The sequence below is a fragment of the Hymenobacter qilianensis genome (assembly GCF_014489555.1).
In the GTDB taxonomy this organism is placed as follows: Bacteria; Bacteroidota; Bacteroidia; order Cytophagales; family Hymenobacteraceae; genus Hymenobacter; species Hymenobacter qilianensis.
On sequence record NZ_CP060784.1, the window covers coordinates 2966345 to 2985826 of the forward strand.

A 19482-nucleotide genomic window follows, 5' to 3' on the forward strand; every position below is an offset into this window, starting at 1 on the left:
CACTGCTTATGGATAAGCCTAGATGACCCGCACGCGGTCTACATGCAACTCGTCGCGCAGAATTTCGAGGCCTTTGTAGGCAAGAGGGCGGCCAGTATTGGTTGTTAGCTCGCCACCGTCGCGGTATAGGTGAGCTACGTCGAGCACGAGCTGCGTGTATTTCAGCTCACCCAACTCAATAGCTACCGGTCGACCTCGGCTAAGATCGAAGGCAGCAAGGGCATGGTCAATTTCATTCAGAATCTTACTCATGGAAAGGGAGAACTTGAGCGAGAGAAGCGCCAAGATAGAAGATTACTAAAAATTACGTAATTCAGAAGACCTCAAATTGCCAGCGAGGTTGCCTAAAGCCCGTACCTTCGCCTCCATGGCATCTTCTTCTGCTTCCGCCGATTTGCGGACCCGGCCCATTGGAATGTTTGATAGTGGTATCGGTGGGCTTACCGTGGCACGGGCTGTCAGCCGCCTTTTGCCCCACGAGCAACTCATTTACTTCGGCGACACGGCCCACCTGCCCTACGGCGACAAAAGCACGGCTGCTATTCAGGCTTACTCGATCAAAATCTGCGACTTACTACTCAAGCAGCAATGTAAGGTAATTATGATTGCCTGCAACTCGGCTTCGGCAGCGGCCTACGAGCTGGTGCGGGAATATGTGGGCTCTAAAGCGCGGGTACTCAATGTAATTGACCCGATTGTAGCGCATGTGGGCAAAGCGTACGCTGGTCGCGCTGTGGGGCTTATTGGCACCAAGCAAACCGTCAATTCCAACGTGTACAAAAAAAAGCTGGACGACCTCGACGCCGGCGTGCAGCTACACTCCCTGGCCACGCCGCTGCTGGCCCCGATGATAGAGGAAGGCTTCTTTAATAATAGTGTCAGCGACAAGATTATTCAGAATTATCTCACCAATCCGGCCCTTGACGATATTGAGGCATTGGTGCTGGCCTGCACGCATTATCCCATGATCAAGGAGCAAATTGCCCACTTCTACGAGGGCAAAGTAGAAGTATTGGACGCCTCCGACGCCGTGGCCACCCACGCTCAAGCGTATCTGGAAGAGCACAACTTGGCTGCGCGGCCCGCCAAAAAGCCTCCCACGCATCATTTTTACGTTTCTGACTTCACCCAGTCTTTCGAGGAAAGCACCCGTATCTTCTTTGGGCAGGAGGTTCATCTGGAGCACTATCCGCTCTGGGAGTAGTCTATATACCAACGAATCCAGCGGGCTATTTTACAGCACTTTGGACCCGCTTGGCAGCTAATAATAAGCGAAAGTGGATTCGACCTTTTTCAGCACTATTCACGTTTAGGAAGTCGGATTAATTTGCCTTTCATGAGGCCCGCAAAGCCTCCGACATACGCATCAAGGAGTTAAAAACCATGAAAAAGACCTATCACCGTCTCGGCGACTGGCGCCGCAATACATTAATGGTAGCGGCAGCTGCTACTTTGGGCTTGTCGGTGCTGCCGGCTTGCTCGGGCAATAGCAGCTCCGAAACTAATCAGGAACAGTGGAGTGGGGGCGAAACCTATTCGCAGGGTGTTATCACGGAAATGACCGAGGTGCAGCCTGGCGAGTGGAAAGTAACCGCTGAGCGCCCCGCTGGCAAAGAGGAAGTGGCCGCCATTTTGAAGCACTTTGATGGCAAGGTAGACACGCTGCAGGGACAAGCTTTACAGAAGCAAATGCAGGATTACAGCCAGCAACATCCCGAAAACCGGGTGGCTGGCACCGGCATGATGGATATTCTGATGTGGAGTGGCATCGGCTACATGGCTGGCCGCTTCCTGACCCCCAATCGAGGGGCATATGCCAACCCGGGCCTGCTGCAGCAGAATGCCGGCTGGCGCCAGAATGTAGCGCGGGAGCAACAACAGGGCCGTGGCTTCTTCGGACGTGGCTTTACTGGCAGCCGCACTTCTGGCGCTGGCATTCGTCCGAGTACCTCAGTAAACCGGTCGGGGGTGCGTAGTACCGCACCGCGGGCCGGACGTAGCAGTGGCTTCTCGAATCGGGGAGGCGGCAGCTTCGGTGGTTAGATAAAAAACAGTGTTCCTCTTATAATTTGCCCCCAGCACCTTATATAAGGAGTTGGGGGCAAATACATAGTATACAGTTACCAACGTATGATAAAGCTGTTACCTCTGACAGGTGATATTGTGCCTGCTGTCCGTGGCTTAGGCTGGGATTGGGCCATCGAGGAAGCCTGTGCGGCTTACGTAGCGCGCGAAGCCATTGTGTTGACTGAGGCCGAGGCCGATACCTTTCTCCAAGCTGCCGATACGCTCTACGAGATGCTCGTGGCCTCTATTCCCGACCCCATTCCGGATGATCTTCTTCAACTACTGGCTATTCCTCCTAACCTTTGGGCGGCAGTGCGCCACTCCTGGAATGATGACCGCCACTGGCACATATATGGTCGGTTTGACCTCGCTGCCACGCCCGATGGGCCTAAGCTGCTTGAGTTTAACGCCGACACGGCAACCAGTCTTCCCGAAACAGCCGTGGTGCAATGGGCTAGCTTGGTGGCCTCAGGCACTTCCGACGAAAGCCGGCAATCTAATGGGCTGTTTGAGGGGCTGAGCGCACAATTTACCCAGTGGCTTGACCTCAATCCTGATTTGGAGCCCAGCTTATTAATCGTGTATTTGCCCGGCAGCCCAGAAGATGAAGCCAACTGTACCGTGTTGGCCGAAGCTGCCCGCGAGGCTGGTTTCGAGCAGGTAGAGCTATGTCCGGTAGATAACATGCAGGTATCGGTGGCAGGGGAGGAGCGAGGCGTATGGGCCCCGATTGAAGATGGGCAATGGCAACGCTTCGGTTTCCTGTTTAAGCTGGTACCGTGGGAAATTCTGGCCCAGGAAGAACCCGCACTTACCGCTGACTTAAGCGAGTTACTGTTAAGTCGCGACGTAATTATCGCTAATCCGGCGTATGCTCTTTTGTTTCAAAGTAAGGGTATTCTAGCGTGGCTTTGGCAAGTATACCCACATCACCCGCTGCTGCTGGAGGCAGCCTTGCAGGATTTGCCGGGCCATAACGTGCGCAAGCCGCTTTTCGGACGCGAAGGCCAAAACGTAGCTGAGATGCAAAATGGGCAGGTGGCTCACGAAGTTCCGGGCGAGTTTGCCCCCCAGCCCCAAGTGCGTCAGCGCTGGGCCGAACTCCCCACCGATGAGCAGCAGCGGCTGTATCAGGCAGGTGTGTTCTGGGCTGGTGAAGCTTGCGCTTTGGGCTTCCGTCGTGACAAAGGCTTTATAACCAACCTTTCAGAGTTTGTACCTCATATTCTAAGTTGAAGTTACCCCTTTATGATAGCATGAACTTAGTTTGCTATCCATTGCTGAACGAACGCAATTACGCTGACAGCAATGACGCTTCATTCAGTGTATAGATGCAAGCACTTCTACTTAGTCTGGTAGAGGTGGAAGACTTACAAAATGCCCAGCCTATATAGGTCGCCATGCAGATGGTGAAAACTATGTAGGCTGGGTTTTCTATTGTCGAAAAAAAATAAGCCGACGACAGAATTAAGGTATGCTAATTGTAGTAGGAGGTCTAAAAAGCGAGTTTGCATAATGCTGAGAATCAGCAGTATGGCTAATCCAAAAAAAAATTGTATTTCATCGCTATTTTAATAACGGAATTTATATATGCACCTGTCGCAATATATTCGTACCTCTTGTGATTCAATGCATCTAGTGATACAGTAATAGTTTGATTTTACACTTGCTTGTTAAGCACGATATATGTCAATTTTATATGCTGTGAAAACTTTTAGATGTATTAATTGTATAGAAAAGTTATAAATAGTATTTAAAATATTTAACAACAGGTTCTTGTAAAATTCGTATTAGAGTTAAATCTATCATCTTTTAAAATGATCTTGAACAAGTCACTTCTCATTCCCACTAAACTTTCTTTCCCAAGCGTATGAAAAACACTTACCTAAGTCTCGCATTCCGACAGATGCGACCTCGAGTTTGGACTCTTTTATGTTTGATGCTTTTGCCGTTTCTAGGCATGGCGCAGAGAATTGATTTCACACCTAACCGAGGAACCTTCTTCGAGCCTGATCCAACACCGGTTAATACATATTCGGATGAAGTAACTTACACAGTAACAGGTACTGGCCTAACTTCTCCTATTACCGTAACCGCTCCCGATGGTTTTCTTGTTAGTTTGACAAGCGGTGGCGCTTATAGTACTTCTATCGATCTTCCAGCAAATGGTGGACAACTTTATATTGTATTCTTTCCGACTTTAGGAGAAGCTTATAATGATAAAGTTTCGCTAAGCAGCACAAATGCAGCTACAAAAAGGATCAACGTAGCAGGCACAGGTATTGCTCCTTCTGTTACGCCCAGTACCAATAGCTTAGTTTTTGGTAGTGTTACAATCAACACTTCATCTACAAAGCAAGTAATTATAAATGGAGAAGATCTACAAGGAGATTTAACGCTCACAGTTCCTGCTAACTCAGGCTATCAAATTGTATATGATGGTATTACAGCCAATTCAGTTACGATCCCTAATAAAGCGAACAACCGGCTAACCAATGTTAGTTTTGACGTAGTGTTTTCGCCTACTGCGGTGAAGGACTACAATGAAGTGCCCCTCCAGATTACAAGCACTAACCTTACACCTGCTGTAATAATAAAACTTAATGGTTCAGGAGTTCCGCAGCCTCTGTTGGTAGTAGAGCCTACTAGCCTACCAGATTTCGGGGCAGTTGTACAAGGACAGACCTCGTTTATTCAGTCTTTCAGGGTAACGGGTTCGTTCTTGCAAGGCCAAGTGACTGTTGCTGCTCCCGCCAATGGTTCTTTCCGGATCCGTACGGGAACAGGCACTTTCTCTACTAATACCATCACCTTAAACATCGCCAATGATGGTTCGGTAGAGGCCACGGTTGATGTAGTATTTGCACCAACTGCTACTGGTGCAGTAAGTGGTGCAATTGCCATTGCCTCTTCAGGTGTTACATCTGCCCAAGTTCAGGTTAGCGGAACAGGTACAGCTGTTGGCCAGCCTGCAATTGTTGCTTCACCAACTCTACTTGACTTTGGAACGGTAAGCAGCAATGGTTCGGCTACTACCCTGACGTTTACTTTGAGTGCCACCGGCCTTACTGAGGCCCTCGTATTGACTCCTTCATTCATTACTTCTGGTGGTGAAGAGATTCGCAATATTGAGTTCCGTGATACTTCGGTGCCAAGCCTATTTCAAAACCGTCCGCTGACGATTAACCAAGTAAACGGTAACATTCAGACTCGTACGATTGAAGTGAACCTGGCTGGAACAATACCCACTGGTAAATTTCGTGGCTCCATAATTCTGAGCAGCTCAGGCAGACAGACGGTTGTGACAATTGAAGCCAATAGTACCGGTAATCAGTCTGTTATTGTAACGTCTCCTGGCGCATTTTCACAGTTTACCACTGTTCCTAATGTGCCTTCGGCGGTACAGTCTTATCAGCTATCAGGACAAAACCTGTTACAGCCTATTACCGTAACTGCCCCCTTCTTTTTCAAGTATCAAAGTTTGCTGATTTCAGTGACTTGGCAGACCCAAGAGCGACTGGTAACGCAATCACTTTTGCTCCTAATAAAGGCAGTGATCTAACGCCAGCTGTCAATGTCTATGTACGTTTCTATCCTACTACTGCTACAACGGTTTCGGATGGTGTCAGAAACACAAGCGCTCCGGCCACTGGTACCAGCATTCCAGTATCTGCGACCAGCGTTCCGTCTATTCAAACGGCCGATGTTGCTCTTATCAAGCAGGTAGTGATCTACACTTCCAAGGATGCGTCAACCCCGATTACTGTGCGTGCCTCACGAGTACAGCGCGATATTACTCTCTCAGTAGCGCAATCGCCTAATTCGTTCAACCCGAATGTAACTCCTCAGTATCAACTGTCACTGGACGGCAAAACGTTTGGATCAACAGTAGTTCTGCGTCCCAACTTGGACCCAAGTAGCGCGGCGATTTATACTGTAGATCAGCCAGTTTATGTTCGCTATAATCCTACTTACCTAGGTGTTGCAGATGCTGCATTGCAGTATCAAAGTGGTGACTTCGCAGTGCAGACAGCCCAGTCTTTTACTGCTAACGGTTTGATTACTGGCCAGTCGATTGCTACTGAGCCCGCTCAAACATTGGTAGCGGCACAACAGTCCATTACTCGTAGCGCTGATGGAAAATCAGCTACAGTAACCTTTAATCCAGTACCAGAGCGTACCGGCACTTCAACGTACGGCGAAGGCCGTCTGATTGTAGCGAGTGAGAATGGTACTTTAACCAACGCTCCGGCTAGCCAGCCTAATGATGGTGAGGGGTATGAGACAGCTAATGGCGTGTATAATGGTCAAAATCAGGGAACAATCGCTCCGGGCTTCTACACCGTATTTGCGGGTACTGCTGTTCCAAGCACAACCATTACCGGTCTGGATCCTTACAAGACATACTACTTCTACGTTTATGGCTACAACAACATCGACCCTACGCAGAATATCAGCGTAACAGGAGCAGAGAATTACCTTACCCCCACTACTCCAACCACGCTGGTGGGAATTGAGTCTGTGGGATTGCCTCCTATCATCCTGCCAGTAGAACTCGTGTCGTTCACGGCTAAGCTGCAAAACAATAAAGTCAATTTAGGCTGGGTTACTGCTTCTGAGAAGAACAACAAAGGCTTTGAAATTCAGCGCAGCCAAGATGCCACGTCGTTCACCACTATTCTGTTCAAAGACGGCAAGGGATCTACGAACAATAAGAGCACTTACGCTGCTGTTGACGAGCAGCCATTGTCTGGCGTGTCTTACTATCGTCTCAAGCAGATCGATAATGATGGCAAGATCAGCTTGTCAGGAATCGTTACCATTACTAACACCGAGTTAGCGGAAGTTGCGATGTATCCTAACCCAACCCACGGCGTCCTGAATATCCGCTTGCCCTACACCAGCAAAGCAGAAGCGCAGGTAACCATAACTGATCTGAGCGGCCGTGTAGTACGCACAGAGAAGTTGGCTGCCAACGGTGAAGTAAGCATCAGTTCTTTGGTCAACGGTACTTATTTAGTGACCGTGAATGATGGAGTGAAGAAGGTTACTCGCAGAATCGTGAAGAACTAACCTGTATATAAATAGCTAGTAAAAAGCCCCCCAGATTCTGGGGGCTTTTTTTATTTAGTCAACTGACTTGGCACGGTTTGAGGTAAGCGGCATCCTCACTTCGTTCTTTATTCATATTCTTCCTCTTATTTAAAGCATGAGATTTTTTGCCGCTTACTTACGCTTACGACACGCCTTGTTTACAATTGGTACCTTACTTATCTGTTTTCTATTCGTACCAACAGTCTATGCAGCATCCTATACATGGGTAGGAACAGGCGGTAATAATAATTGGTCTAATGCCAATAACTGGGATCCGGCACGCACTCCAGCCAACGATGACGTGCTGATTTTTGACGGCAGCCGAACGGCTTCGGCCAGCGTGTACGTAGACTTTGCCTCACCACAGGTTATTGGTCAGTTACGGTTTATTAACAACATAACAGTAGTGTTGATGGTGCAGCCTAATTCTGATGCAACTGCAGCTCCGCCAGCCCGGCAATTGTCGATGGCTACTGCTTTAACGGGGGCCAATTTCGAGATTGATGCCGGTAGCTCTGTGCAGGTAAAAAGCCCAGATGGAGTGAAGTCAACGGCTGGAATGGGCTTTCATCTGGGTACAGAAGGCACAGCTACTATTGCTGGTGCCCTTATATTCGGCAGCAGTAGTACAGCATCACTTACTAACGACCCACATCAATTAATTTCTCAGAAGAAGGGATTTAACACTATCCATTTTGTCGCCGGTAGCACTTTTAGGGCCGATAAGACATTTACAGGCTCTCCTTTTAATGATAAATCAGAGTCTGGTGGCACCACTATTTTTCAAAGCGGCTCTACCTACGATCATCGCGGCGGTGGAGCGCCATTTGGCACAAGTCTTCCTACTGCCCCAGTGACTATTCTGGAAAAAGGCAATCGCTACATATACTCGGTTACGTCGACTGCAGCTGGGCCACAATTACCTGGTCGCACTTACGGTTATATAGAATATAATCGCCCGACTACGGCTACCGGCATTGTCGGAGGCAGCGCCACTGTGAGCCTCACCGGTTTGCCTCTGCTAATTCTTGACGACTTAATTATTACAACAGGAAATGTTCGACTGAATCTTGCCAATATTGCTATTCAGGGCAATTTGATAATGAATGGCGGCACCTTAGCAAATACAATAGGCGCATCTACTATAACTTTCAAGGGCGCTAGTAGCCAGCTTGTTACAAGTACAGCTGCCATACCTGTCCTGTTTGGTAACAATATTACGCTTGCCGTTGACAATGCTGCTGGTGTAACCCTGCAAACACCTGTTCAGATATCCAAAGCATTAACCCTTGTCAATGGGGTCGTAAACACTTCTGCCGGAACGCTTACTTTACTGGCTGGGGCTACTGTTGCAGCTCATGATAAGAGCTTTGTGAGCGGTCCGCTTACCAGAGTGGTGGCGGCAAGCGGCAACACTAGCTTAACATTTCCACTTGGCTTCGGCACGGCATTTCGTCCCTTGATACTGAGCGTCAATCACAGCGACGGGACAGAAGTGCGCTATACGGCTGAGCAAATAAAGGGGAAACCAACCACACGGCTCTTCTCTGCCGAAGTCAATAAAGTATCGGCGGTACGATACTTCAACGTGAGCAGCAGTACTGCTGCCAGCAACCTACTTAGTGGTAGCATTCAGCTCAGCTATGGCACCGATGATCAAGTAGATAATGCGGAAAAACTGCGTATCGTTAAATCCTCACTTGATAATCAGAGTTGGGAAAATATTGGCGGAACGGGCAGCGCTATACCTGCTGGTATTATTACCTCCACAGTCCCTTTAACTAGCCTCGGCACTTTTGTTTTATCCAGTACAGAAGTGAGTTCTACGACCGGAAATAATCCGCTTCCTGTTGAGCTTATTTCATTTTCAGCTGAACGTCGGGCGCAAGGCGTGCTGCTGCGGTGGGCTACTGCCAGTGAAAAGAACAACACTGGCTTTGAGGTAGAACGTAGCGCTGACGGTCGCCTATTTGAGACTATCGGTAACGTAAAAGGGCAAGGCCAGAGCACTCAAAAACAAACGTACAGCATCGTGGATACAGCACCTTTCAGCAGTTCTACAGCCTACTACCGCTTGCGACAGCTGGACTTCGATGGTACAGTAACCTACTCGAACGTTGTAGTCGTGAAGGGTGAGTATAAGGAGGCGCTTTTTCCTAATCCTGCTCGCCACCAGCTTACCTTTCGTTTGCCGTACAATGGGGCGGCCGACTACCGGATTCTGTCCTCAACTGGTCGGACTTTACAAAAAGGACAGTCTTCCAGCGACTTAACTACACTCGATATATCAGAGCTGCCTGCTGGATTCTATTATCTGGAGATAGCGGCCGCGGAAGGACGGCTAGTTCGTAAGTTTATCAAGCAGGCGGACTAGTCAGCACAAAGAGAACCTGTTAATCACAAAAAAGCCCCCAGAACTAGTCTGGGGGCTTTTTTATAGATAATGGAATCTATACAGAAAAGCTTTCGCCGCAACCGCAGGTGCGGGATGCATTGGGATTATCGAAGTAGAAACCTTTGCCATTGAGACCGTCGGAAAAGTCGAGTTCAGTGCCAGCCAGATAAAGAAAGCTCTTCATATCTACGACTACACGCACGCCTTTATCTTCAAACTCCTGGTCCATAGGCTTAACTTCGTTATCAAAATCAAGCTTGTAGGAAAGGCCCGAACAGCCACCCCCTGCCACGGAAGCACGCAGACGATACGTCTCGTCGAGCTGTGCGTCGCGCATCAGGTGCGTTACTTTTTCCTTTGCTTTATCAGATACAGTAATCATGTGAATTGCCAGTTACGAGTTGTAAGTTGTCAATTATGAAGGGCCTGCCTTCAATCAAAAGCAAGCTCTTCATACTAACATTCGCAACAGATTAATGGTGCGATTTGGCTTCTTCCAGGGCTGGCAAGCCATTCTTTACGCGGTAGTCGTTGATGGCCGATTTGATGGCATCTTCAGCCAGTACCGAGCAGTGAATCTTCACGGGAGGAAGAGCAAGTTCTTCCACGATTTCCATGTTGTCGATGCTCAGTGCTTCGTCTACCGTTTTGCCTTTCAGCCACTCAGTTGCTAGCGAAGAAGAGGCAATAGCCGAACCACAGCCGAACGTCTTGAACTTAGCGTCGGTGATGGTATTGGTGGCTTCGTCTACCTCAATTTGCAGACGCATTACGTCGCCGCACTCAGGAGCGCCCACTAGGCCGGTGCCTACGTTCTTTTTGCTTTTGTCCAGCGTGCCCACGTTGCGCGGGTTGCTGTAATGATCAATTACTTTATCGGAGTAAGCCATTATGGTAGAGTTGAGAAGTTAGAGATGAGATGTGAGACTAAAACTAGCAACAGACAAAAGAGTCTCACTTCTCATGTCTCAATACTTAGGTCTAAATCAATGTTCAGCCCACTCAATCTTGCTGAGGTCAACGCCTTCCTTGAACATCTCCCATAGCGGAGACATCTCGCGAAGCTTGTTCACCGCTTCTTTCACGTGGTTGATGGCGTAGTCGATCTGCTCGTCGGTGGTGAAGCGGCTCAATCCAAAACGAAGGGAGGAGTGCGCCAAGTCGTCGCTCAGACCTAAAGCCTTCAATACGTAAGAAGGCTCCAAAGAGGCTGAAGTACAGGCAGAACCGGATGATACGGCTAGGTCTTTCACGCCCATCATCAGGCCTTCTCCTTCTACATACGTGAAGGAAATATTGGTTACGTGCGGTAGGCGATACTCGCGGGAGCCATTTACGTAGCTTTCTTCAAGTTCCAGCAGAGAGTTCTCAAGCCGGTCGCGCATAGCGGAGAGGCGCTTGGCGTCGCTGTCCATTTCTAAGCGAGCTAACTCACAAGCTTTGCCTAAACCGACGATGCCAGGAACGTTGAGCGTACCAGAACGCATACCACGCTCGTGTCCGCCACCGTCCATCTGAGCAGTAACTTTTACCCGAGGGTTCTTACGACGTACGTACAACGCACCTATACCTTTCGGGCCGTACATCTTGTGACCAGTGAACGCCATGATGTCGATACCATCAGCTTGAACGTCAACTGGAATCTTGCCAACAGCCTGGGTACCATCCGTCATGAACAGCGCGCCGTGCTTGTGGGCAATGGCGGCAATTTCACGAATAGGCTGAATGGTGCCAGTTTCGTTGTTGCCGTACATGATGGTCACCAGAATGGTCTGGGGAGTCATGGCGGCTTCGAGGTCGGCTAGGCTAATGAGACCTTCGCGGTTAACCGGAAGATACGTCACTTTGCCCCCGAGCTTCTCGATATGCTTGCAGGTATCAAGTACAGCTTTGTGCTCAGTGGTAGCGGTGATGATGTGATTACCCTTCTGGGAATACATCTCAAACACGCCTTTGATACCTAAGTTGTCTGATTCGGTAGCGCCTGAGGTGAAGATAATCTCCTTGGGGTCGCTATTGATGAGTTGAGCAATCTGCTCGCGGGCATAATCCACAGCCTCTTCCGCTGCCCAGCCAAAAGGGTGGTTACGGGAGGCCGCGTTGCCAAATACCTCTGTGAGGTAAGGCATCATCGCTTCCAGTACACGCGGGTCGAGGGGCGTGGTGGCGTTGTTATCGAGGTAAATAGGTAGCTTGAGCATGGCTCGAATTTCAGTAAGTCAGCGGAAAACCAATGAAAGTCCAAAGGTAACTCAGTGGAGAATCATTCGCATCTAGAACAGCAAAACAAACAAACTGGTTTTACTTTGCGCCCACAAAAGTAGAGATATTCTAAGTAAGCTTCTTCACCCGCATCGTTCGCCCCCTATGTTTACAAATTTAGAACACCTCGGCTTAGCCGTACACGACCTAGAAGCCGCCACTGCGCTATACACTATTCTCTTAAACCAAGAGCCGTACAAAAAGGAACATGTAGCCAGCGAAGGGGTAGATACGGTCTTCTTTCGGGTGGGCGGCTCTAAGATTGAGTTATTAGCTGGTACCACGCCCGATAGCGCCATTACGCGCTATCTGAGCAAGAAGGGCGAAGGCATTCACCACGTAGCGTTTGAAGTGGCTGACATTCGGGCGACGATGGCGCGGCTAAAGGAGCAGGGCTTCATGCTCCTGAATGAGGAGCCCAAGCGCGGTGCCGACAATAAACTAGTGTGCTTCGTGCATCCGAAAAGCGCGGCCGGCGTATTGGTAGAGCTGTGTCAGGAGATTGTCTGAGCAAGCAAAACGTTATTCTGTCCTCCATTTACTACCTCCGTGGCCAATTTTCAACAAGAAGTAGAAGCTGCCGTCGAGGCGTTGCTCTTTCAGCAAATCATCCTGTATCCGACCGATACAGTGTGGGGAATCGGCTGCGACGCCGAAGTGCCACGTGCCGTAGAGCGCCTCTACAAGTTAAAGGAGCGCCCCGAAGGCAAACCCAGCATTGTGCTGGTTGCTGACTTGGATATGCTGCGCCACTATACTGCTGAGGTGCCCGCTGGGTTGGAGCAAGCTATAGCCGAGCAAACCCGCCCCACTACGTATATTCTTCCGGCCAATCATCGGTTGGCCTCACAGCTATTGGGGCCGGATGGCACTATAGGCTTGCGAATTCCACAGGATGAGTTTTGCCACAAACTGGTGCGCCGCCTCGGTCACGGTGTGGTTTCTACCTCCGCCAACCGGGCCGGGGAGCCCACGCCGGCTACCTACGCCACCGTTGACCCAAAGCTTGTGCGTGCCGTGGACCACGTGGTAGGCTGGCGGCAGGAAGATGTGGGCAGCACCGCGCCTTCCCGAGTGGTGCGTTTTGGCGCCGATGGACAGTTGGAAGTGGTGCGCGAGTAGAGGCTCAGGCCACGAATTTGCCCCCAGCCAACGTGGGAGTGCTACCTTTGCGGCATAAAATGCCCCAGTACTCTTATGAAGTCTCCCGAGCTACCCGACCTGCCTATTTTTCGAGTTATTGCCGATGCCGCCGGTGAGTTGAATTTTCCGGCCTACGTGATTGGCGGCTACGTGCGCGATTTGGCCCTGAATCGGCCCAGTAAGGACATCGATGTAGTGTGCGTGGGCGACGGAATACAGTTGGCGCAGGCCGTGGGCAAAAAGCTGCCCGGCCGGCCTCGCGTAACGGTGTTCAAAAACTTCGGCACGGCCATGCTGCCTACGCCGGAGGTAGAAATTGAGTTTGTGGGTGCCCGTAAGGAGAGCTACCGCAGTGAGTCGCGGAAGCCGGAAGTGGCGGCTGGCACGTTGGAAGAGGACCTAGCGCGGCGCGATTTTACCATCAACGCCTTGGGTTTGAGTCTGAACCCGGATGATTTCGGGGCGCTGGTAGACCGCTACGATGGCATGGGCGACCTCAAGCGCAAAACCATCCGCACGCCCCTCGATCCGGATATTACTTTCTCCGACGACCCTTTGCGCATGATGCGCGCCGTGCGCTTTGCCACCCAGCTCGACTTTGACATTGAGCCGGATACCTACGACGCCATTGCCCGCAACAAAGAGCGTATCCGCATTGTATCGCAGGAGCGGATTACCGATGAGTTGAACAAGATTATATTAGCCCCCCAGCCTAGCTACGGCTTTAAGCTGCTGTTTCAGACAGGCTTGTTGCAGCTTATTTTTCCGAAAATGGCCTTGCTGCAAGGCGTAGACAAAGTAGGCCAGCACGCACACAAAGACAATTTCTACCACACCCTACAGGTGCTCGACAACGTGGTGGCGGCCGGCGGCGACCTGTGGCTGCGCTGGGCTGCCATTCTGCACGACATTGCCAAGCCCGCTACCAAGCGCTTCGACCCCAAAGTAGGCTGGACGTTTCATGGCCACGAAGACCGCGGGGCGCGCTGGGTGCCTCAGATATTCACGGAGCTGAAGCTGGCCATGGGTGAAGAAATGCGCCAGGTACAAAAGCTGGTGAAGCTGCATCTGCGCCCCATTGCCCTGGTCAAGGAAACCGTAACCGACTCGGCTGTGCGGCGGCTGTTATTTGAAGCCGGCGACGACATCGACCGCCTCATGCTGCTCTGCCGGGCCGATATTACCAGCAAAGACCACCAGCGGAAGGAGCGCTACCTGCGCAACTTTGGCGTGGTAGAGCAGAAGCTGAAAGAGGTAGAAGAGAAGGACCACCTGCGCAACTTCAAGCCGGTGATTACCGGCGAAGTCATCATGGAGACTTTCAATCTGAAGCCTTCCCGCGAAGTGGGGGAGTTAAAGGAGGCCGTACTGGAAGCTATTCTGGATGGAAAGGTGCGGAACGAGCTGGAGGAGGCGTATGATTTCTTACTGAAGCTTGGAAAAGCAAAAGGGCTGACTCCGGTTCAGCCCTCAGCTCAGCAGTAGCTGTTTATACACTGCGATTAAAAGTTTCAGGGCCAAGCGGTTCGCACTCAATTGAATGCGGACCGCTTGGCCCTGAAACAAATGTGAGGAAGCCTCTACCACCAGTTGCAGCTCGATGGTAGAAAGACTTCCTCAGGGTCCACCTTTCACTCACTTTTAGACCCTATACTTTGTTCACCTTTGTTCACCGCAATAATAGATGGTGATTGTGAAGGCAAGGTTGCCCGGTTGTCACGTTTTTGTTGCGCAGAATTAGCGGCTCGCCTACATGCTTGGTAAAAAAGCCCCCGGTTAGGTGCTGGGGGGCTTTTTTACTCGTTAATGCGGGTGATGCGCGAGGCACCTACGTCGCTCACTTTCACGCTGGCAGGGTTGCCGCTGTACTCAATCACGCTGGCACCTACGGCATCAGCACGAAGCGACTCCTCGATCCGCAGGCGGGCCTTACTCATGCCAGCCAGATCAACATCGGCCGAGCGGGCAGTGAAGCCGGCTGCCGCAAGCTCGCAGGCTCCGGCACCATCCACTTCCAGCGTCTCGGCGCGGCCTTGCAGCGTAGTGCGGCAGGCACCGGCCAAATCCAGATTCAGGGTGCGATAGTCGCCATTCAGCCGTAAATGGCTGGCGCCGGCCTGGTCCACTTCTAGGGTCGATTGATTCGTGAAGCCCGATACGTCGGCTCGAACGGCTCCTGCTAGAACTAGCTTGTCCAAGGCAGGCATCTCAATGGTAATCAGCACCTTTTCGCGGTTTGTATCACGGCCCCAGTTGCCACCAAAAAGCGAACGGTTGCGGTTGCGTACTAACAGCTTATTGCCTTCGCGGTCTACTTTCAGATCACGCAATTCCCGCTCTGGACCAGCAGCCGTCACCCGAAAGGTGTCGCCCGGCCGAATAACTGTCCGGTAGGAACCAGCCACGGTTACTTCGCGAAATCCGTCCTGGTTATACGTCTCACGGCCCGAGCCATAGTCATCGGCGTTGGTGGAGAAGCTAGGCGCGCCGCCGTAGTCCAGCGACACGTTTGTGTCGCCGGTTTCTTCGTCTTCATCAATGTCGATGTTGATTTCACCTTCCTCGTCTGTGTTCTCGTCCTCGTCCGTAGTTCCGTGCAGATCTTCTTCTGTGCAGTCCACGCACTCGAGTTCGTTGCCTTTTAGGCGGTAGAGGTGTTGCTCCACGTTCTCGGGCATGTCATTGTCGACGAAGTTGTCGCTGCCGAGCCAGTGCGCAGCGCCTTGGCTCAACCGAATGGTCCGGTTGCGCGGCAATTTGAGTGTCACGTTCACTTCCTGATCGCGGAAGCGGGCGGTTGGGCGAAAAGTAAAGTGGTCATCGAAGCGCAGGGTGGTGTCGTTCACCTGGCGTACGTTATACGCTACACTGCTAAGGGCCGTCTGGCGGGCTTCTTCCTCGGTAGCGCCTTCAGCCCGGAATGTTTTGTCAACTGAAACAACCTGATTGCTGTCTACGGCGGCTATCTGCGCGTTCACCCACTGGTCGTGGCCATTGTCGGTTCCTCGGATATCCAGATAGATATTGGAAGCGCGCAGGGTTGGAAAGGCCTGATTTTGAGTTACGTCGGCTTCTTCCTGGAAATCATGGCTGATGCGGGTGGCACCAATGGAAGTACCCACTACACCCAGCAACCACAGGCCGAGCAGCGTCAGACCAACAGTGCGAGTAAGAATGGAGCGGCGGAGCAATAAACCCAGGCCGCCTAGCAGCAACGCAAGAGCAGGAATGGCAGCGGTCAGATAGAAGGCAAACATTGCCCATACTGGAACGCCGTTGAGGAAGACGTGAGCTGGAATGTCACCTGTCATGAAGCTGTTCGTAGCTGGAACCATGCCTAGGCCGATACCCAAGGCTATTGTGAGGCCCAGCAGCATAGAAAAGCCGATTATCACGAGCAGAATCCCGGCAAACACACGAATCAGGGAGCCGAGGAAGTTAACCAGCGGACGGAGGTTGCGGGCTAGCTCTTCCAAAAATGTTCCTACCTGGCGGCCGCTCCCTGTTGTGCCGCCAGCTTCAAAAGCGTTGTTGCGCAGGCTATTGTCGATGCCGGAGAGCGTTACCGCGTCGCCGCGCATCCGCATCTTTTCAGATACGGTGCGGGCTTCGGGTATCACAATCCACAACAACAGGTAGAGCAACAGGCCAAAGCCGGTAAACAAACTCAGCACAAACAGGATGCGGATGAGCGTGACGTCGGCTTTGAAGTAAGCGGCCAGACCGGACGATACGCCACCGATTTTACCGGTATCCGTGTCGCGGAAGAGCTTCCGTTCGCCGGCTGTCTCGCCGATTCCCACGGGATCGGGCAGGTCGTTGCGCTTGGGCAGCACGGCCCACAGAATAACATAGGCCAGAATGGTGAAGGCAGGCAGCGCACCCACAAAGTCGCCGATAACTACCGAGAACAGGGAGGCCAGTGCTATCAGCCGGATCCAGACGGCATTGATGCCGAAGTAGTGGGCCAAGCCGGCGCATACACCAGCTATCTTTTTGTTGGCCACATCGCGGAAAAGACGACGGGGTTCGGCATCATCAGCGGCGGCGGTAGCGGAAGCCGCCCCAGCACCAGCGCCAGTGGTATTATAAGCGTACTCGGGGCGAGCGTAAGTGCCAGCAGCCGTACCGCTATTTACGGCGGAGGCTAACAGCTCTTCGTCGTCCTCGGCATCGTCGGCGGCTTGGAAATCGCGCACCCGGCCCATTTTGGCGGTCATGGCCTCTACATCCTCCAGCGAAATAATTTGCTTGGTAGGGGAGAGACGAGCCACGAATAGCTCGGCAATGCGGCTTTCAATGTCGGCCACGATTTCCTCGTGTCCGCGGTAGCCGCTGAAGTGGGCTTTTACCTCCGCTAGGTAGCGGCTGAGTACGTCGTAGCCATCTTCCTCGATGTGAAAGATGATGCCCTGGAGGTTGATACTGATGTTCTTTTTCATCTCAGTGCTGCAAGTCAGGAAAACTTCGAAAGAAAGGTGGAAGCGGCGCTACTGCTGCGCCGGAGCAGTGCCGTTCACATGCGGCTTTTGGCGAATGATGCGGATAGAGTCGGCGACCTCTTCCCAAGTCAAGCGCAGCTGGTGCAAAAACTCCAGACCAACGGAGGTTAGGGTATAATACTTGCGCGGTGGTCCTGACGTGGACTCCTTCCAAGTATAATCAAGTAAACCCGCATTTTTTAGTCGGGTCAGGAGCGGATACAGCGTGCCTTCCACTACGATCATGCGAGCGGAAGTTAGCTCTTCCAGCATATCGGAGGCGTAGACCTCGCCGCGGGCGATAATTTCCAGAATGCAGAATTCCAGGATGCCCTTCCGCATCTGCACTTGGGTGTTCTCTACTTTCATGGGCTTGAGGCAGATATCGGTGAAGAATGAGTCAAAGATAACAGAAGGTACTATGTAACGCAAGGTACTTGTCAAAATAATTTTTGTGAAGTACTCTAAGGACAATTTTTATAGAGAGAAAAGGCGAGTAAAATGAAAGCAAAAAGCCCCGCCTGGCATCTTGGGGGCTTTTTTGGATATCAATTATTTCTTCGCAGCAACTGAAATAAAAAATAAAGGGCTTTCGCTGACTAATAAAAATCAGGATACCAGATGAATTCAAATGGTAGCGCTTGCCCTCATGCAGTAGCTTATGCTTGGAAGCGGAGGATTGGAAATTGGCCTTGTGCGCATTTATCGCGCTCAAAAAAGCCCCCCAGCCATCGCCCGGCCCGATTTATGCGGACGTCGCAGACACTATTAGCTCGATTAAACCAGCAGACGCACTAGAAATAAGTAACTTGCGCTGCTGCTGCAATTATTCGTTTTCCCCTACTTTATTCTATGCTGCACTTCTCCAAAGTAGTCCCTTTGCTGATTGGCTTGGGGCTGAGCTTGGGCGCGGCGCCCGCCGCGTGGGCACAGTCGAACGATGCCACTCCCAAGTACAGCAATGAGTTCCTCAATATTGGGGTAGGCGGTCGGGCCCTCGGCATGGGCAATACCCAGGTCAGCATTGTGCAGGATGCCACCGCTGGCTACTGGAACCCAGCCGGTCTGCTCGATCTGAAAACTAAATACGACGGTGTGCTCATGCACTCCGAGCTGTTTTCGGGCATCGTGAAGAATGACTACGCGGCCTTCGCTATGCCGCTCGATGAGAACAGCGCCATCGGGGCCAGCCTAATTCGGCTGGGCGTCGATGATATTGCCGACACCCGCGACCTCGTGAATGAGTACGGCTACATTCAGTATGATCGAATCCGCTATTTCTCCGTGGCCGATTACGCCTTGTTGCTGTCGTATGCGCGGCGCATTGGCGCTATCGAAGGCTTGAAACTGGGCGTCAACGCTAAGATTATCTACCGCAACGTCGGCAAATTCGCCAACGCCTATGGGTTTGGCGTTGATGCAGGCTTACAATACGAGCATCAAGGCTGGCGCCTCGGCCTGATGGCCCGCGATATTACCACCACCTTCAATGTCTGGTCTATTGATGCCGATGAGTTCAAAGGATCCGCTACTACCATCGACGAAATCCCCAGCAACAGCTCGGAAGTAACCCTGCCGCGCCTCATCCTAGGTGTGGGACGCTCAATCAAATTGCCGGGCCAGTTTACCGCCCTCGTCGCCACCGATCTGGAGATGACCACCGATGGGCAGCGCAACACGCCTATTTCTACAGGCTTAATCAGTATTGATCCGCACGCTGGTTTGGAAATCGGCTACAACAACGTCGTGTTTCTGCGCGGCGGGGTTAGCAATTTTCAGAAGATACAGGCCTTCAGCGGCAAAGAGGAATGGAAAGCCCAGCCCAGCCTTGGCGTGGGCATAGCCACCAGTGGCCTCCGCTTGGATCTGGCATTGTCGCGGCTGGCGGTGGAGAAGCTGGGGCAGCGCTCCCAAACCAACTCCATTATCGTTTCGCTGGGCTACGGATTTAAATAAGAAAGTGAATGAGTACGTGGCTTTGGGTTAGCCATTCCGCCATCCGATTATTCAGCCATACAATTAGCATGAAACAACATTACA

Annotated in this window: 16 protein-coding genes; 10 read left to right on the forward strand and 6 right to left on the reverse strand. The window is 51.5% G+C overall.

The features are described from left to right. Positions 1-18: 18 nt before the first annotated feature. Positions 19-252 carry a hypothetical protein gene (locus tag H9L05_RS13700; RefSeq protein ID WP_187731443.1) on the reverse strand — a complete coding sequence of 78 codons (234 nt, stop codon included), beginning with the start codon at positions 250-252 and terminating at the stop codon, positions 19-21. 115 nt (positions 253-367) lie between these two features. Between H9L05_RS13700 and murI the strand changes: the two genes are divergently transcribed. From murI to H9L05_RS13730, 6 genes are all read left to right on the forward strand, one after another. Continuing rightward, a complete protein-coding gene (gene murI / locus H9L05_RS13705; protein ID WP_187731444.1) occupies positions 368-1204 on the forward strand; it encodes a glutamate racemase in 837 nt (278 codons plus the stop codon). Between the two features lie 179 nt (positions 1205-1383). Further along, positions 1384-2043, forward strand: a complete 660-nt coding sequence (locus tag H9L05_RS13710) for a hypothetical protein (RefSeq protein WP_187731445.1) — start codon at positions 1384-1386, stop codon at positions 2041-2043. A gap of 87 nt (positions 2044-2130) precedes the next feature. Continuing rightward, positions 2131-3303 (forward strand): glutathionylspermidine synthase family protein, encoded by a 1173-nt coding sequence (locus tag H9L05_RS13715; protein ID WP_187731446.1) that lies wholly within the window; start codon positions 2131-2133, stop codon positions 3301-3303. 634 nt (positions 3304-3937) lie between these two features. Continuing rightward, the gene (locus tag H9L05_RS13720) at positions 3938-5629 is read left to right on the forward strand and encodes a hypothetical protein (protein WP_187731447.1); all 1692 of its coding nucleotides are present in this window, start codon (positions 3938-3940) and stop codon (positions 5627-5629) included. Further along, entirely contained in the window at positions 5566-7140 is a 1575-nt protein-coding gene (locus tag H9L05_RS13725; RefSeq protein WP_187731448.1) for a T9SS type A sorting domain-containing protein, read from the forward strand. Before H9L05_RS13720 ends, H9L05_RS13725 begins: the two co-directional genes overlap by 64 nt. 136 nt (positions 7141-7276) lie before the next feature. Further along, positions 7277-9535, forward strand: coding sequence for a T9SS type A sorting domain-containing protein (locus H9L05_RS13730; protein WP_187731449.1), 2259 nt, complete (start codon positions 7277-7279; stop codon positions 9533-9535). A 76-nt stretch (positions 9536-9611) separates the two neighbouring features. On the opposite strand, the gene H9L05_RS13735 is transcribed toward H9L05_RS13730, so the two are convergent. The 3 genes from H9L05_RS13735 to H9L05_RS13745 all read right to left on the reverse strand — a co-directional run bounded on the left by H9L05_RS13735 (position 9612) and on the right by H9L05_RS13745 (position 11757). Further along, on the reverse strand, positions 9612-9938 hold the full coding sequence (locus H9L05_RS13735; protein WP_187731450.1) for a HesB/IscA family protein: 327 nt from the start codon (positions 9936-9938) through the stop codon (positions 9612-9614). 91 nt (positions 9939-10029) lie between these two features. Beyond that, positions 10030-10446 carry a Fe-S cluster assembly scaffold IscU gene (iscU, locus tag H9L05_RS13740; RefSeq protein WP_084446771.1) on the reverse strand — a complete coding sequence of 139 codons (417 nt, stop codon included), beginning with the start codon at positions 10444-10446 and terminating at the stop codon, positions 10030-10032. Positions 10447-10542: 96 nt separating this feature from the next. Then, entirely contained in the window at positions 10543-11757 is a 1215-nt protein-coding gene (locus H9L05_RS13745) for an IscS subfamily cysteine desulfurase (protein ID WP_187731451.1), read from the reverse strand. Positions 11758-11923: 166 nt separating this feature from the next. On the opposite strand from H9L05_RS13745, the gene mce reads away from it, so the two are divergent. The 3 genes from mce (at position 11924) to H9L05_RS13760 (ending at position 14446) form a co-directional block, all read left to right on the forward strand. Then, entirely contained in the window at positions 11924-12328 is a 405-nt protein-coding gene (gene mce, locus H9L05_RS13750; protein WP_187731452.1) for a methylmalonyl-CoA epimerase, read from the forward strand. A gap of 39 nt (positions 12329-12367) precedes the next feature. Further along, a complete protein-coding gene (locus H9L05_RS13755; RefSeq protein ID WP_187731453.1) occupies positions 12368-12940 on the forward strand; it encodes an L-threonylcarbamoyladenylate synthase in 573 nt (190 codons plus the stop codon). Between the two features lie 75 nt (positions 12941-13015). Beyond that, on the forward strand, positions 13016-14446 hold the full coding sequence (locus H9L05_RS13760; RefSeq protein ID WP_187731454.1) for a CCA tRNA nucleotidyltransferase: 1431 nt from the start codon (positions 13016-13018) through the stop codon (positions 14444-14446). 311 nt (positions 14447-14757) lie between these two features. On the opposite strand, the gene H9L05_RS13765 is transcribed toward H9L05_RS13760, so the two are convergent. Both H9L05_RS13765 and H9L05_RS13770 read right to left on the reverse strand, forming a co-directional pair. After that, a complete protein-coding gene (locus H9L05_RS13765; protein ID WP_187731455.1) occupies positions 14758-17403 on the reverse strand; it encodes a PspC domain-containing protein in 2646 nt (881 codons plus the stop codon). Positions 17404-17451: 48 nt separating this feature from the next. Continuing rightward, on the reverse strand, positions 17452-17811 hold the full coding sequence (locus H9L05_RS13770; protein ID WP_133274623.1) for a PadR family transcriptional regulator: 360 nt from the start codon (positions 17809-17811) through the stop codon (positions 17452-17454). Between the two features lie 483 nt (positions 17812-18294). Here H9L05_RS13770 and H9L05_RS13775 point away from each other — a divergent pair, with 483 nt between their 5' ends. Further along, positions 18295-19398, forward strand: a complete 1104-nt coding sequence (locus H9L05_RS13775) for a putative type IX sorting system protein PorV2 (RefSeq protein ID WP_187731456.1) — start codon at positions 18295-18297, stop codon at positions 19396-19398. Positions 19399-19482 lie beyond the last annotated feature (84 nt).